The 15,382-nt window shown below is 72.4% G+C and carries 6 protein-coding genes and 1 pseudogene; 3 read left to right on the top strand and 4 right to left on the bottom strand.

Going from position 1 to position 15,382, the window contains the following annotated elements; translation table 11 throughout:
* Positions 1-11: 11 nt before the first annotated feature.
* Positions 12-7,541, bottom strand: a pseudogene (locus tag LV75_RS01235) (amino acid adenylation domain-containing protein); the annotation flags it as partial.
* Positions 7,542-7,639: 98 nt separating this feature from the next.
* Positions 7,640-8,968 carry a serine hydrolase domain-containing protein gene (locus LV75_RS01230; RefSeq protein ID WP_253884681.1) on the bottom strand — a complete coding sequence of 443 codons (1,329 nt, stop codon included), beginning with the start codon at positions 8,966-8,968 and terminating at the stop codon, positions 7,640-7,642.
* Between the two features lie 868 nt (positions 8,969-9,836).
* Between LV75_RS01230 and LV75_RS01225 the strand changes: the two genes are divergently transcribed.
* Positions 9,837-10,118 (top strand): early set domain-containing protein, encoded by a 282-nt coding sequence (locus LV75_RS01225; RefSeq protein ID WP_253884680.1) that lies wholly within the window; start codon positions 9,837-9,839, stop codon positions 10,116-10,118.
* A 59-nt stretch (positions 10,119-10,177) separates the two neighbouring features.
* Here LV75_RS01225 and LV75_RS01220 read toward each other — a convergent pair whose 3' ends face one another.
* Positions 10,178-11,350 carry an MFS transporter gene (locus LV75_RS01220; RefSeq protein WP_253884679.1) on the bottom strand — a complete coding sequence of 391 codons (1,173 nt, stop codon included), beginning with the start codon at positions 11,348-11,350 and terminating at the stop codon, positions 10,178-10,180.
* A 77-nt stretch (positions 11,351-11,427) separates the two neighbouring features.
* Between LV75_RS01220 and LV75_RS01215 the strand changes: the two genes are divergently transcribed.
* Positions 11,428-11,745, top strand: a complete 318-nt coding sequence (locus LV75_RS01215) for an ArsR/SmtB family transcription factor (RefSeq protein WP_253884678.1) — start codon at positions 11,428-11,430, stop codon at positions 11,743-11,745.
* A 659-nt stretch (positions 11,746-12,404) separates the two neighbouring features.
* On the opposite strand, the gene LV75_RS01210 is transcribed toward LV75_RS01215, so the two are convergent.
* Positions 12,405-13,754 (bottom strand): P-loop NTPase family protein, encoded by a 1,350-nt coding sequence (locus LV75_RS01210; RefSeq protein ID WP_253884677.1) that lies wholly within the window; start codon positions 13,752-13,754, stop codon positions 12,405-12,407.
* A gap of 218 nt (positions 13,755-13,972) precedes the next feature.
* Between LV75_RS01210 and LV75_RS01205 the strand changes: the two genes are divergently transcribed.
* Positions 13,973-15,283 carry a hypothetical protein gene (locus tag LV75_RS01205; RefSeq protein ID WP_253884676.1) on the top strand — a complete coding sequence of 437 codons (1,311 nt, stop codon included), beginning with the start codon at positions 13,973-13,975 and terminating at the stop codon, positions 15,281-15,283.
* Positions 15,284-15,382 lie beyond the last annotated feature (99 nt).

Below are 15,382 nucleotides of genomic sequence, written 5' to 3'. Positions count from 1 at the left end.
CCTCCGGGGGCTCAGAAGGTCTCGCCCGCGAGGGCTTCGAGTTCGCGCAGCACGTGGTCTTCGACCACGTCCGCGAGGGCGCGCACGGTGCGGGCGGTCAGCACGTCGCGCGGGGTGAGCTCGACGGCGAACGCGGCGTTGGCGCGCGCGGTGACGTGCAGGCTCAGGATCGAGTCGCCGCCGAGGTCGAAGAAGCTGTCCGCGACACCGACCTTCGGCACGCCGAGGACCTCGGCCCAGATCTCGGCGAGGGCCTCCTCGGTGCCGGTCTCGGGCGCGACGTAGCCGGTGGCCTGGCTGAAGTCCGGGTCGGGCAGCGAGCGCCGGTCGAGCTTGCCGGACGGGGTGAGCGGCAGGGCGGCCATGGCGACCAGCGCGGCGGGCACCATGTGCTCGGGCAGTTCCCGGCCCAGGGCTTCGCGCAGCGCCCGGGTGTCCACATCGGCTGGTGTGAGGTAGCCGACGAGCTTGCCGTCGCGGGCGATGACCGCGGCCGAGATGACCTCGGCGCGCGCGGTGAGCGCCGCCTCGACCTCGCCCGGCTCGACCCGCATGCCGCGGATCTTGACCTGCTGGTCGGTGCGCCCCAGGTACTCGACCGCGCCGGAGCGGTCCCAGCGCACGAGGTCGCCGGTGCGGTACATCCGGACACCCGCCGGGCCGTGCGGGTCGGCGACGAACCGGTCCGCGGTCAGGCCGGGGCGGTCGAGGTAGCCCCGGGCGAGCTGGACCCCGGCGAGGTACAGCTCCCCGGGCGCGCCGACCGGCACGGGGTTCAGGTCGGCGTCGAGCACGTAGAGCCGGGTGTTCCACACGGGTCGCCCGATGGGGACGGTCGACTCGCCGGGCTGGCAGGCCCAGTGGGTGACGTCGACAGCGGCTTCCGTTGGGCCGTAGAGGTTGTGCAGTTGCGCGCCGAGCCTGCCGTGGAACTGCTCGGCCAGCTCGGCGGGCAGCGCCTCGCCGCTGCACAGCACCCGCCGCAGCCCGTCGAGCCCGGCGAGGTCGGCGTGGGTGAGCAGTGCGCGCAGCATCGACGGGACGAAGTGGACGGTGGTGATCCGCTCGGCGCGGATCAGGTCGGCGAGGTACGCCGGGTCGCGGTGGCCGTCGGGCTTGGCGACCACGAGGGTCGAGCCGACGGTCAACGGCCAGAAGAACTCCCACACCGACACGTCGAAGCTCGCCGGGGTCTTCTGCAGCACCCGGTCGTCGGCGCCCAGGTCGAACTGGGCCTGCGTCCACAGCAGACGGTTCACGATCGCCGCGTGTTCGACCACGACACCCTTGGGGCGCCCGGTGGAACCGGAGGTGTAGATGACGTACGCGGCGTTGGCGGGCGTGATCGACACCTCCGGCGCGGTCTCGGGCTGGTCGAGGGTGTCGGGCATGCTGTCGAGCAGCAGCACCGCGTCGGTGTCGGCGACCAGGAACGCCGCGCGGTCGCGGGGCAGCTCCGGGTCGACCGGCAGGTAGGCGGCACCGGCCCGCAGGACGGCGTGCAGCGCGATGACCAGTTCGGCCGAGCGCGGCAGCGACACCGCGACGACCCGCTCGGGGCCCGCGCCGTGGTGGACCAGCCAGTTCGCGAGGCGGTTGACCTCGGCGTCGAACTCCGCGTAGGTCCAGCGGCGGTCACCGCAGACCAGGGCCTGCGCGTGCGGGGTGCGCGCGGCCTGCTCGACCAGCAGCGCGGTCAGGGTCGTGTCGGGGACCTCGACCGCGGTGTCGTTCCAGGTCTCGAGCACCTGGGTGCGGTCGGCGCCGTCCAGCGCGGGGATGTCGGCGATCTCGCGGTTCGGGTCGGCGACCAGCTCACCGAGGAGCCTGCGCAACTGCCCGGCGAGCACGTCAATGGTCTCGGCGTCGAACAGACCGGGCTCGTAGCCGAACAGCAGGCGGAGTTCGGCGCCGGGGTAGACGGTGACGCTGAGCGGAAAGGTGGTGCTCTCCACCGCGGTCAGCTCGCCCAGCTTCGGGCCGTCGGCCGGGTAGTTCTCGAAGATGACCGCGCTGTCGAACAGGTCGACGCCGCCGGGGACGGCGCTGTAGCTGTGCAGCCGGGTGAGCGGGGTGTGCTCGAAGGCGCGGGAGTCGACCTGGGCGCGCTGCAGCTCGGCGAGCCACCCGGCCACCGTGCCGTCCACAGTGGTCACCACCGGCATGGTGTTGACGAACATGCCGGTGATCGCCTCGACCCGCGGGATCTCCGCAGGGCGGCCGGACACGGTGGCGCCGAAGCAGACCTGGCGCGACCCGTCGTCGTGCAACGGGCTGTGCTGGGCGAGCATGAGCGCCCACGCGCCCTGCACGACCGTGCCGAGGGTGAGCCGCTGGTCCTTGGCGAAGCGGGTCAGCCGCTCGGTGTCCTCGGCGGTGAGCGCGATCTCGGTGCGAGCCGAGGTGCTCGGCTGCGCGACCGAGGCCCGGGGCCGGTCGAAGGGCAGCGGCGTCGGCGCTTGCAGGTCGCCCAGCACCGCCCGCCAGTGCAGCTCGGCCGCGCCGCTGTCCTGCTTGGACAGCCACCGGTGGTACTCGGCGAAGTCCGGCCGGTCCGGCAGCGCGCGACCGGCGTAAGCCTCGGCGACGTCGGACAGAACACCGAAGATGCTCCACCCGTCGAGCAGGACGTGGTGGAAGGTCCACAGCACCTGCACGCGACCGCCGCCCAGCTCGGCCAACGTCAAGCGCATCAGCGGCGGGGCGGCCAGGTCGAACCCGGCGCGCCGGTCGGCGTCGAGCAGGGCCGCCAGCAACGCCTCGCGGCGGCCGCCGGTCCAGTCCCGCACGGAGATCGGGAGGTCGACGTGCTTGTGCACCACCGACACCGGCTCCGGCACGCCCTCCCAGACGACCGACGAGCGCAGGATCGCCGCCCGGTCCACCACCTGCCGCCACGCCAGGGCGAAGCGCCGCACGTCGTGGATGTCGTCGAGGACGAAGGCCGTCTGCTGGAAGTACGCGCCCTGCCCCTGCTGGGACAGCCCGTGGAAGACCATGCCCGCCTGCATGGGTGTGAGCGGCAAGATGTCCTCGACATCCACAGTGGCCAGTGCGTCCACGGCGGTCTGGTTCAGCCGCACCAATGGGAAGTCCGACGGGGTTCGGCCGCGGCCGCCCTCGGCGCAGTGCCGCACGATCAGGCGCAGCGCGTCGGCGATCGACTCGGCGAAGGTGGCCGCGGTGGTGGCGCGGTGCAGGTTCTCGCTGTAGTACACGGTGATCGCGAGCTGGTCCCGCAGCACCTGGCCGACGACGTCGAGCACGTGCGGGCGGCGGGCGTCCGGGTGCGCGTCGAGGGCGAGTTCAGCGGTTCCGTCGAAGCGGCCCAGGTAGTTGAACGACACCTCCGCGTCGCCACCGAGGTCGGCGCCGACGAGGTACCGCAGCGCGCCGTACCCGATGCCGCGGCGCGGGATGGCCCGCAGGCTCTCCTTGACGGACTTGAGCGCGGTACCCCAGTCCTCAGACCCCGGCAGCACGACCGGGAACATCGTGGTGAACCAGCCGACCGTGCGCGACAGGTCAACGCCGTCAAACAGATCCTCGCGGCCGTGGCCTTCGAGGTGGACCAGGGTTTCACCGCGGCCGGTCCACCTGGTGAGGGCGGCGCCGAACGCGGTGAGGAGCACGTCGTTGACCTGTGTGCGGTAGGCGTCCGGCACATCCCGCAGCAGTGCCGCGGTCTCCGCCGGGGTCAGCGTCACCGTGACCGACCGCTCGGAGGCGGTGATGTTGGCGCCCGCGTGGTCGCGCGGGATCCGGGTCTCGGCGCGCAAGTCCTTCCAGTGCTGGAGTTCGTCGGCGAACCCGCCCGCCACCGCGTGCTCAGCGAGGCGGGTTGCCCATTCGCGGAACGAGGTCGTGCGGCGCGGCAACACGATCGACTCGCCCGCGACGGCCTGCCGGTGCGCGGTCCGCAGGTCTTCCGCGATCACCCGCCACGACACGCCGTCGACGACGAGGTGGTGGGCGCGCAGCCGGACGGTCGTCTCACCGTGCAGCTCGACCAAGAAGATCGGGCCGTGCTCCCCCACCGCGCCCGACTCGCCGACCGGCGCGTTCTCCTGGTGCCAATCGGCGGCCTTGCTGAACCGCATCCGCAGCGCGTCGTGCTGCTCGATGAGCGCGAACATGGCCGTTGCCAAGGCTTCCGGGTGCACCGGCTCGCCTAGGTCGATCACGTACGTCTGGTCGAAGTGGTGCGGATGGGCGGTGTGGGTGTCAAAGAACCAGCGCTGGATCGGGGTCAGCGGAAGGGATCCCGACTCCGGGCCGACCTCGGTCAGCACCTCGGCGGCGACCTCGGTGACGTGCGGTGCGAGGTCGGCGACGGTCTGGTGCACGAACACATCGCGCGCGGTCAGCACCAACCCGGCGGCCCTGGCCGCGGTGACGACCTGGATGCTGAGGATGGAGTCACCGCCCAGGGCGAAGAAGTTGTCCCGGACGCCGACCCGGGGCGCGCCGAGGACCTGGGCGAACACCGCGGCCAGGGTCGCCTCGACCGGGGTGCGCGGCGCGAGGTAGCGGTTGGGCTCGGCCGGGCGCGGCGCGGGGATCGTGGTGACCGGGCCCTCGGGGAGGTCGGCGAGGACGCCGAGCGCGGTGTCCGGTCGGGTGGCGACCAGCCGCAGCAGCGCGGTCAGCTCGGCGGCGAGCGCGGCGATCCGGCCCGCGTCGAACAGGGCGGTGTCGTACTCCAGCACCATCCGCAGGCCGTCGTGGGTGGGCCAGAACTCCACGACCAGGTCGAACCGGGCGGCCGGGCGGGGCAGCGGCTCGTCGGCCCAGCGCAGGCCAGCGGCGTGCTCGGTGGCCACCAGCGGCTGCTGCAGCGCCACCACGGCCTGCACCAGCGGGGTGCGGCTGGGGTCGCGCAGCAGGGCGAGCTGGTCGGCGAGGCGGTCGAACGGCACCTCGTCGTGGTCGAAAGCGTCCAGGACGGTCTCGCGCACGGCGGTCAGGAAGTCGCTGAACGGCAGTGTCGGGTCGATCCGGGAGCGCAGCACCAGGGTGTTGACGAAGAAGCCCGCGACCGCGTCGAGCTCGGCGACCGGCCTGCCCGCGCGGACGGCCCCGACGGCGACGTCACGGGTGCGGCCGTGTTCGGCGAGCAGCACCTGGACGGCGGCGGTGAGGGTCATGAACAGCGTCGCCTCGTGCGCGGTGCCCAGAGTGGCGAGGCCGTGGACCAGGTCGGCGGGGAGCTCGTGCCGGTGCACCCCGCCGGAGCCGACCCGCGCCGGCGGCCGCGGCCGGTCGGTGGGCAGGTCCAACGGGAGCAGGCCGTCGAGGCGCGCGCGCCAGTGCTCGGTATCGGACTCCGGGCGGTCCAGCTGCCAGGCGGCGTAATCCGGGTACTGCGCGGGGAGTTCGGGCAGGTTCGCCGCCGGGCCACCGGTTTCCTCGGCGTAGAGGGCGGTCAGCTCGGCGACCAGCACCGCGGCCGACCAGCCGTCGGTGACGATGTGGTGCTGGGCGAGGACCAGGATGTGCTCGTCGGTGTCGATGGCGAGCAAGGTGGCCCGGGTGAGCGGACCGGTGGCGAGGTCGTAGGGGGCGGCGACGAGGTCGGTGAGGGTCGCGTCGAGGTCCGTGGTGGTGAGCTCGGTGAGCGGCAGTGCGGCGGGCGCGGCGACGATCTGGTGTTCACCGTCCACTGTGGTGCGTAGCGCGTCGTGCCGCGCGGCGAGCCGGTCCAGGGCCCGTCGCAGGGCCGCACGGTCGAGGGAACCGGTCAGGCGCAGGGCGAACCCGGTGTTGTTCACCGGGCCGACCGAGGTCTGCTCCTCCAGCCACAACCGGCGCTGCGCCGGGGAGAGCGGCAACGGCTCGTCGCGCGACACCCGGGGGATCAACGCGCCCGTCGCGGCCTCCTCGGGCAGCAGGGCGGCGAGGCCCGCCACGGTGCGGGCGTCGAACAGGGCCCGGCCGGAGAGGGTGGTGCCGAACGCGGAGGCGATCCTGGTCTGCGCGCGCACGGCCAGGATCGAGTCGCCGCCGAGGGCGAAGAAGTCATCTGCGGTGCCGATCGAGTCGAGGCCGAGGACCCTGGCGATGATGTCGGCGACGAGCCGCTCCCGCTCGTCGCGCGGGGCGGTGTGGTCCTGTGCGGCGATCCCGACGGTGGGCGCGGGCAGGGCGTCGCGGTCGAGCTTCCCGTTGGGGGTCAACGGGAACGCCTCAAGCACGACGATCGCGGCGGGCACCATGTGCGCGGGCAGCCGCTCGATCAGCAACTCGCGCAAAGCATGTGGCTCGGGGTGGCCGTCGCCGGGCACGACGTAGGCGACCAAGCGCTTGAGGCCGGTGTCCTCGCGCGGGACGACGACAGCGCGGCCGACCGTGCGGTCCTTGGCCAGTTCGGCCTCGATCTCGCCCGGCTCGATCCGGAAGCCGCGGATCTTGACCTGGTGGTCGGCGCGGCCGACGAACTCCAGGTCGCCGCCCGCACCCAGCCGCACGACGTCGCCGGTGCGGTACATGCGTTCGCCGTCGGGGGCGGCGAGGAAGCGCTGCGCGGTCAACCCCGGGCGGTCGAGGTAGCCGCGGGCGACGCCGACCCCGGTGACGTAGAGCTCGCCGGGGGTACCGTCGGGGACCGGCTGGAGGTCGTCGTCGAGCACGTGCACCCGGGTGCCGGTGATCGGGCGGCCGATCACCGGGGAGTCCGGCGAGGGCACCAGCGGGTCGCTCCACGAGGTGACCACAGTGGACTCGGTCGGCCCGTACGCGTTGATCATGTTCCGGCCCGGGGCCCAGCGGCGCACCAGGTCGGCCGAGCACGCGTCGCCGCCCACGATCAGCGTGCGGAACTCCGGCAGCTCGACGCCCTCGGGCACGGTGGCGAGCGCGACCGGCGGGATCAGCGCGTGGGTGACCCGCTGCTCGCGCAGGACCTGGGCGAGCTGCTCGCCCAGCAGCGGCCCCGGCGGCGGCACGACCAGCGCGGCCCCACCGGCGTAGGCCATGCACAGCTCCAGCACCGAGGCGTCGAAGCTCGGCGAGGAGAACTGCAGCACCCGGTCGCCCGGTCGCACGTCGAACCGCTCGACCTCGGCGAGCGCGAACGTCGCCAGGCCGCGGTGGGTGACCACGACGCCCTTGGGCCGCCCGGTCGACCCGGAGGTGTAGATCACGTAGGCGGGCTGGTCCTCGTGCGGGCGGCCGGGCAGCTCAGCCGTCGCGTCCGCCCCATCCGATCCGTCCATTTCGGACAGGTCGGTGAGCACCAGCAGCGGCTTGGCGTCGGCGATCATGTCGGCGATGCGCTCGGCCGGGTACGCCGGGTCGACCGGCAGGTACGCCGCGCCCGCCTTGAGCACCGCCAACTGCGCCACCGCGATGTCCACCGAGCGCGGCATGCGCAGCGCGACCAGCCGCTCCGGTCCGGCCCCGCGCGCCACCAGGGCCCTTGCCACCCGGTCCGACCACCGGTCCAGCTCGCCGTAGGAGATCTCCCGCCCGCCCGCGGCCGAACGCAGGGCCGGGGCTTCGGGGTCGCGGGTGACCTGGGCGGCGAAGAGGTCCAACAGCGTCGGGTTCGCTAGCCGGGCGGACATCGGGAGCCTTCCTTGAGCACGGTGGGTTGGCGCGCGGGGACGACCGCGCGCTCGGGGATGACGGGGGGTTGCGCTCAGGCGGCCGCGAACGCGGCCGTGGTCTTGCGGGCGAGCCTGCCGCCGACCTGCAGCCAGGCGGGGCTGCCGGTGTGGTCGGTGAGGAAGCGGCCGACCTGGTCGGTCTCGCCGGTGTCGCAGTCGCGCATGGCGAAGCGCAGGTCCGCCAACGGGGTCAGGTCGGCGAACGGCTCACCGTCCACGGTCAACCGAAGCCCCTCGACGGCCTGGGCGACGGTGTACACGGTGTCGCCGTTGGCGTAGTCGCCAGCGGCGTCCGCGGGGGCGGGGACCGGGTCGACCGCGCTGGGCATCGGGTCGAAACCCGACACCGGGATCCCCAGCTCGGCGAGCTCGTCGGCCAGCGTCCGCCACAGCGCGAAGCCGGAACCGGAGTTGGCGGTGAACGCCACCACCGTCCCGCTGGACGGGTGCATCCGCAGGTGCGCCGAGGTGCCGTCGCCGGTGCCGTCGTGCCCGACCACGGCGCGCTCGCCGGACCCGTAGACCGCCAGGCCCAGACCCCAGCCGTCGGCCATCCCGAACGGCTCCGCCGAGGCGACCGCGCCGCGCATGTCCTTGAGCGAACCGGGGTCGAGCAGGTCGTTGCCCTCGGCGCCCGCCAGCGAGCGGCCCAACCGGACCAGCTGCCAGGCGCTCGCGGCGAGCGCGCCTGCCGGTGCCTCCAGCGGGGTCAACGACTGGCCGACCGGGCGGACCAGACCGCGCGAGCGGTTGACGGTGTGCCCGGTCACCACGTCGGTCGACGCCCGGGGGCCGACCACGAAGCGGGTGTCCACCTCGAGCGGGCCGAGCACGATGGCGGTGACCGCCTCGTCCCAGTCCATGCCGGTGATCGACTCGATCGCGTGGCCGAGCAGCAGGTAGCCCACGTTCGAGTAGGAGAACGCGGTGCCCGGCTCGGCGATCGGGGTCAGCCCGGCCGCCGAGTCGTGCAGCAGCCTGCGCAGCGAGGTCGCCGAGGTCAGCGCGCTCTCACGGGTGTCGGACGGCAGGCCCGCGGTGTGGCTGAGCAGGTGGCGGGGGGTGATCTCACCGAACGCGGCCAGGCCCGCGACCTGCTCGGCCAGCGGCTCGTCGAGTTCGAGGTCGCCGTCGGCGGCGAGCGCGAGCACCGCGGCGGCGGTGACCACCTTGGTGATCGAGCCGATCGGCACCGCGTCGTCGTCGGTCATCGGCAGGCCCGACCCGTGCCTGGTCTCCCCCGTGGACCAGGACCAGGTGCGGTCGTCGTGGTGGATGGCCAACTGCGCGCCGGGAACCGAGTGCTCCGCGACCAGCTCGGCGAGCCGGGTCGCGACGCGGGTTCTTGCGGATGCGTCCATGGGTCCTCAATGGTCGGTGCCGGTGGGCACGGTGGGACCACGCGCCAAAGGGTCGTCGGGCGTGGCGTGGTGGTGGGTCGGCGTTCGGGAATGGATGGCCCCGCCGGGCACTCGGCCCCGTGTTCGGAGTTCCCCGAGTTCGCCGCATTCAATCGTCGAACCTAATCAATGTTGACCAGCAGCCAAGCCGACCAGCTACCGCCGAACGGAGCAATCGGCCCCCTATAGATAGAGGTCACGGTAATGCTGCGGGCCGTTCGGCGAAATCCCGCCAAACTTGTTTGAACGCCCAGGCGTCGCTTTTGTAAAACGGATTCGCAACCCAACGACGGGATTGCAGGGCCGTTCCTGTGACCCCGGTCACAGGAATTAGGGAGCGATTCCATTGTCCATCGTGGACGGCCGACGATCCATTTGGCACAAAGGCAGTCGCAGGTCAACCGGCTAACATGAATGCCATGCGCGTTGCCCGATAAACGTACCGAGCGGTAACTTGCACGTGCATCTGAAAAGGCGTATTACTGTCTCGGTGGTCGAGTAACAGCAGTGCGAATAAAATGGGAACACCGGACTCCGAGTAACACCCGAGAAAAAGATCAGCGAGATGCGCACCACAATCTCCCCCAAGTGGACCAGCATCTGGGAAACGCGAATAGACGAATGTGGTCGAGGTCTCAGTAACCAATCCGCGGTCGCGCCGTTCCGCGCATCAGCATTTAGCCCTGGATTTGCCGCCGAACGCCGCACCGACACGTCCGGGTGACGGCGGTGGTGCCGCGCGGCCCGGCCGGGCAGGCTGCGTGCTCGACGCGTGTGCTCGACCCCGGGAGGGTCGACGGCCGAGGACGAGACGAGGAACCCGGTTCGGATGATCAGCACCAAACCCCTGCCCTTCGCCAAGGTCAGGGTCACCTTCACCCTCGAGCGCGACAGCCCGCCCGGCTCGACGAGCGTGGTCGGCTGCTTCAACGGCTGGACCCCGGGCAGGCACGTGCTGCGCGGCCGCTCGAACGGCAAGCGCTCCACCTCGGTGGTGATACCCGCCGGGACGTCGGTGTCCTTTCGGTACCTCACTGAGGGCGGCGTGTGGTCCGACGACCCCGCCGTGCGCGAGCGCGACCCCCAGGGCAACCCGCACATCACCGTGTAAAACCCCCGAAAACGGCCGAAGGCCCGCGCCGTGGTGGCGCGGGCCTTCGTCGTGGGCGCTCAGACGCGCGCGGGCACCGGCTCGGCGGTGACCGCGGCGTCCTTGCGGCCCGCGAGCACGAGGAGCACAAAGGACAGCGACGCCACCGCGGCGGCCACCGGTGGGAGCGCGACCACGCCCCAACCGCCGATCACCAGCCCGCCGACGACGCCGGAGAGGCCGACCCCGAGGTAGATCGCCGAGGCGTTGATCGACAGCAGGAGACCGCTGGTGGTGGGCGCCAGCTCGATCAGCCAGTTCTGGATCGGCGGGTTCACCGACCAGGTCGACAGGCCCCACAGGAAGAACACGACGCCCGCCGACACCGCGGTCACCGCCGTCAGCGGCAGGGTGGCGAGGATGACGACGAAGAAGGTGAACGACCACAGCAGTGGACGCCTGCTGCCGAAGCGGTCGGTGAGCCTGCCGCCGAGGGTGTTGCCGATCGCGCCGCCGACCCCGTAGCAGAGCAGCAGGACGCTGATCGTCCCGCCGCGCACGCCTGCGGTGTGCGCCAACAACGGTGCGACGTAGGTGAAAACGGCGAAAGCGGACAGGCAGCCGAGCACGGTCATGCCCAGCACCATCCGCACCCGGCTGTCGGCCAGCACCGCGAACCGCTCCCGCACCCCCACCGCGGGCGGCGGCGCGACCCTGGGCAGCCCGACCGCGCTGACCACCGCGGCGAGCGCGGTCACGACCGCCACGAGCGCGAACACCCCGTGGTACCCCAGCGGCGCGCCGAGCAGGCTGCCCGCGGGCACCCCGACGACCAGCGCGGTGGTGAGCCCGCCGAACACGACCGCGACCGCCCGCCCCCGCCGCTGCGGCGGGTTGATCTCCGTGGCGATCGACGTCGCCACCGGCGTGAACACCGCCGCCCCCAGCGCCGCCACCACCCGCGAGGCCAACAACAACTCGAACGTCGGCGCCACCGCGGACAGGGCGTTGCCCACCGCGCTGGTCACCAACGCGGCGATCACCAGCCGCTTGCGCTCCCAGCGCCCGGTGACCGCGGCGAGCAGGGGCGAGGCGATGGCGTAAGCGATGGCGAACGCGGTGACCAGCTGGCCCGCGGCCGCGGTGGAGACGTGCAATTCGCGACTCATCTCGGGCAGCAGCCCGGAGATGATGTGGCTGCTGGTACCCACCGTGAACGCGCCCACCGCGAGCAGGTACGTGCGTGGTGACATGCGCTTCCCCCTTGGTCGATGGTTGTACGAGAGGCATCGTAGTACGAAGGTTCTCGAACTACGAAACCTCTCGTACCATGGACCGCATGCCAGAGGACATCCCGCACCCCAGCCTCGACGAGATCCGCATCGAGCGGGTCCTGCACGCCCTGGCCGACCCGATCCGCCTGCACCTGGTCCGCGAACTGGCCCGCCTGGACACCGGGGTGGCCTGCGGCTCGATCGACCTGCCCATCACCAAGTCGACCCGCACCCACCACCTGCGCACCCTGCGGGAAGCGGGCGTGGTCACCATCCACCCCGCTGGCACCTCCCGCATCACCACCCTGCGCCGCGCCGACCTGGACACCCTCTACCCCGGCCTCCTCGACGGGATCCTCAACGCCCCCCACTAGCGCTACCACCCCGGACTCCCGCCAGTCGGCGCCCGGTTCCGCCCTCGGGCCTCGCCTCAGCGTTGCTGGCCCCTCCCTCGGTCCAGGTTCTACCCGAGCCCTGGTGCCGCTACACGTGGCCGCCCACTGGCTCCGGTCAGCCGGAGCACCTCGACCAGCCACCTCCGCACGGCTGCGGCCCACCCAGACACCACGCGGCGCTCCGCACCCGGCGGCCCTACCGGGCTGCGAACTCATCTCCCTCCCGCCGATCGAGCCCCCACCGAGCGGGCACAGCCCAGCGCCCGTGACCAGATGCCAAGCAGCACAACGACAAGCCGCTCGGCAAGCACTCCAGCCGACTCCAGGACAGCTGTTACCGGCGGCCCGCGAGCCAGCCACCACCCCAGCCCGCAGCCGAGCGGACTCGGCCCAGCGCTTGTGCAACCAGACGCCGAGCGACGCGGCACGCCACCAGTTGGTCGATCAGCACGGTCGCCCACCACGTCGGACCGGACCGCTGCCCCTCGGGCTCGAGTGCGGTGGGTGCTCGGAGCCCGGCCTCGTCAGGCCGCTGTTGCGCGCCGCGAGCGCCACGCCGATCGAGCTCCGGCTCGGCAACCAGGAGACCCGCTGCCGAATCGACGCAGCAAGGCGGGCGGATCCAGCGCCGTGATCGGCTAGTGGGTGTTGCGCAGCGCGGCGTTGATCGTCCCCGCGAGCGCGGTCGCGGCGCGGGCCAGGGTGTACCAGTCGATGCCGGGTTCGTCGTGGGCGCCGTCCTGTTCGGCTTGCCACGCGGCCTGCTTCTGGGCCAGGTTGGTGAACAGCGGCTCGTAGGCCGAGGCGAGCAGGCGCCAGATCTGGTTGATCAGGACGGCCGTGGTCCCCTCGACCGCTTTGGCCAGCCCGCCGCTCAACTCGGGCAGCGGCACCAGCGTCGACTCGGTCGAGGTGGTGATCGTGGCCAGGTCGCTGGGCGTCGGGGGTTGGTCCACCTTCAGCACCAGGGTCCGCGGCGGCCGCCACGGCGGCGTGTCGGGGAGTTGGCCCGCCAGCCAGTCCGCGTCCTTGGCGATGCCGGTGAGGATGAGGTGCTCGGCGCGCACCGCCTGGTCCATCAGCTCCGCGCGCAACCTGCCGGGCAGCTCCGCGCGCCACCACGCCCTGCCGTCGCCGGAGCGCGAGAGGTCCGAGGCCAGCCGCGCCGACACCGCGGCGCGGTCCGCGCGCAGGTGCTCGCCGATGCGGCCGATCAGCGCCAGTTGCCGGTCGGAGAGCTGCACCCGCAGCGATTCCCAGGTCCGCGCCCGGCTCGACCGCTCGTCGATCGACTGTCCACTGTGCACACGGCGGGCGTCGGCGATGGTCTCGCCGGTGCTGGTGGCCATGGCGGTGCACTGGTCGGCCAGCCGCGCGGCGATGCGCCGGGCGCGCAACTCGGCGCGGTCGGGCAACGGTGCGGAGTCCGAGAGGAACGCGCGCACCGCAGCCCGCGCCGGGTCCTCCGTTGCGACCCCAGGGCCGGAGAGGACCACGACCCGGCCCACCCGCGCATTGATGTAGGTCAGCACCCGGCCGCGCTCGGCGGCGCTGAGCCGGTCCAGCATGGTGACCACGACCGCGACCGAGGTGACGTGCGTGGCGAGCGCGTCCTCGAGCAGCCGCGACTGCGCGGCGCCCCACACCCCGGTGGCGGGCACGGCCAGCAGCACCCCGTCGGTGTCGGTCGCCGCGGCCAGCGGTGGCCCGCCCGGCTGCCAGTGCGCTTCAACCAGCTCCACCCCGGGCAGCCCCTCCCGCCCCAGCACCCGGCTGACCAGCGTCGACTTGCCCACTCCCGGCTCGCCGACCACGGTGACCCGCCAGGACTGCCGTTCCCGGCCCGCGGCGAGCCGCTCGATCGCCGCGGCCGTGCGACCGCGGCCGTGCTCGGTGGCCAGCATCGCCACCTCCCGCAGCCACCGCGGTGTCAGCGTGATGATCTCGCGGCTGTCGATGGTGCCCGCTCCCTCGTGATTCGCTGCCACTGCGCGGTCATCATGGGCCGCCGCGCCCGTGCAGATGCCATCAGCGGAGGGGATTGCGCGAACTGCCCGGCATGCGGGCCCGGTTGGCGTCCACAGTGGAGCGGTGACTGGCGGGAAACGGCCACGCCAGGCCCCAACCGTGGTGCCGGTAGCCCCGTGTGGCATGGTTGAGGACCGCGAACGGGGCTGCTGATAAGGGGTTCGGCGCTGCTATGATCATGGGTCGACCCGGGGGCCGGGGCGCCACCCCGACCTTGCTCGTCGCCGTCGGCGGCCTGGCCGAGTTCGGCCCCCTGCGCGATGTCGTGCACCCGGTCGAGGTGGCGCCGGAGGTCACCGTCCGCTGGAGCGCGGTCGGCGGGGCGCCCGCGGTGGAGCAGGTGCTGCGCGCGGCCGCGGTGCCGTCCGTCCCCTGGTCGCGCACCGACGGCTACGACCTGGTCCTGGCCAGGCACGCCACCGGCGAGACCACCGGCCTCGTCGTGACCATCACCGACGCCGACGACATCCCGGTCGCGGTGGGCGTGTCGGCGGAATCCGACCGCGCGGCCGCCGAAGCCGCGATCCCCGGCGCGGTCGGCCGCACGTTCGTGATGGGCGACCCGACCTGGTCGCGCGTCCTGGCCATCCGCTCGCGCCGCGCCGAGTTCCGCTCCTTCCTCGGCGTTCCCGACCGCGCCCGCCTGGTCGGCGTCGCGTGCGCCCGCCCCGACATCGCCGCGCATGTCTTGTCCCGCTTGCCTTTCGACGAGTTCCGCGTGGTGGCCCTGGTTCCCGGCGTGGCAACCGACTTCGGCGGCCTGATCGCGTTGTCGCCGGACTCGGACTGGACCGCCGCCCTGGTGGCCTCCGACATCGTCGTCGGCGACTCGGGCCCCATCGCGACCTACGCGGCCGCCCTGGGCCTCGCCGTCCTACCAGCCGACGCCGTCGACAACGACCTCCTCACCTCGGTTCGCGCCTTGTCGTCCACATCGGACAGACCGCACACCTTTCCCGCTCCGTCACACCTGTTGCGCGACAAGGTGTACGACCTCCTCGGCCTCGCCACCCCGGTCCGCTCCACCGCCCCCCGCCCGTTCGGGCCGCTGAACCTCAACGCCCAACCCGCTACCGCCTTCGCCGTGTCCACCACCCTGGAACAGGGCGCGATCACCGTCACCCGCTTCCCCTTCCCACCCAGCCGCCGAACCGGCGAAGACATCCTCCTCATCGACGACGACGAACAAGACCCCACCCTCCGCGCCAACGCCGAGATCGTCGTCCGCCCCCACTCCCCCACCGACTGGGTCGACCGCACCATCCGCCAAACCCACTGCGCCCTAGCCGCCACAACCAACCGATTCGCTTGGTACACCGGGGAGCAGTGGACCGCCGCCATCCCCGACACCATCCCCCTGATCACCGCCGCCGCAGCCATCTACCACCACGTCGTAGAACACGACGTGATCACCGCGGAGATCACCATCCCCATCCGAATAGCAACCCGCGTAGAACGCCTCACCATCCGCCCCGCCCACCCCGAGTGACCTCCCCCCTTCCTCGAAATCACCCAGCCCTAACCCCACAAGTAGCCGCGCCGACCCACCCCGCCCACCTGGTCGACCACTGGATCGCAGGAAGCCGCC

Origin of the sequence: Actinokineospora diospyrosa, from assembly GCF_024171925.1 — a bacterium.
GTDB classification, from domain to species: domain Bacteria; phylum Actinomycetota; class Actinomycetes; order Mycobacteriales; family Pseudonocardiaceae; genus Actinokineospora; species Actinokineospora diospyrosa.
Note: the sequence above shows the minus strand (reverse complement) of the source record. Positions and strands in the feature narration are given on the sequence as shown.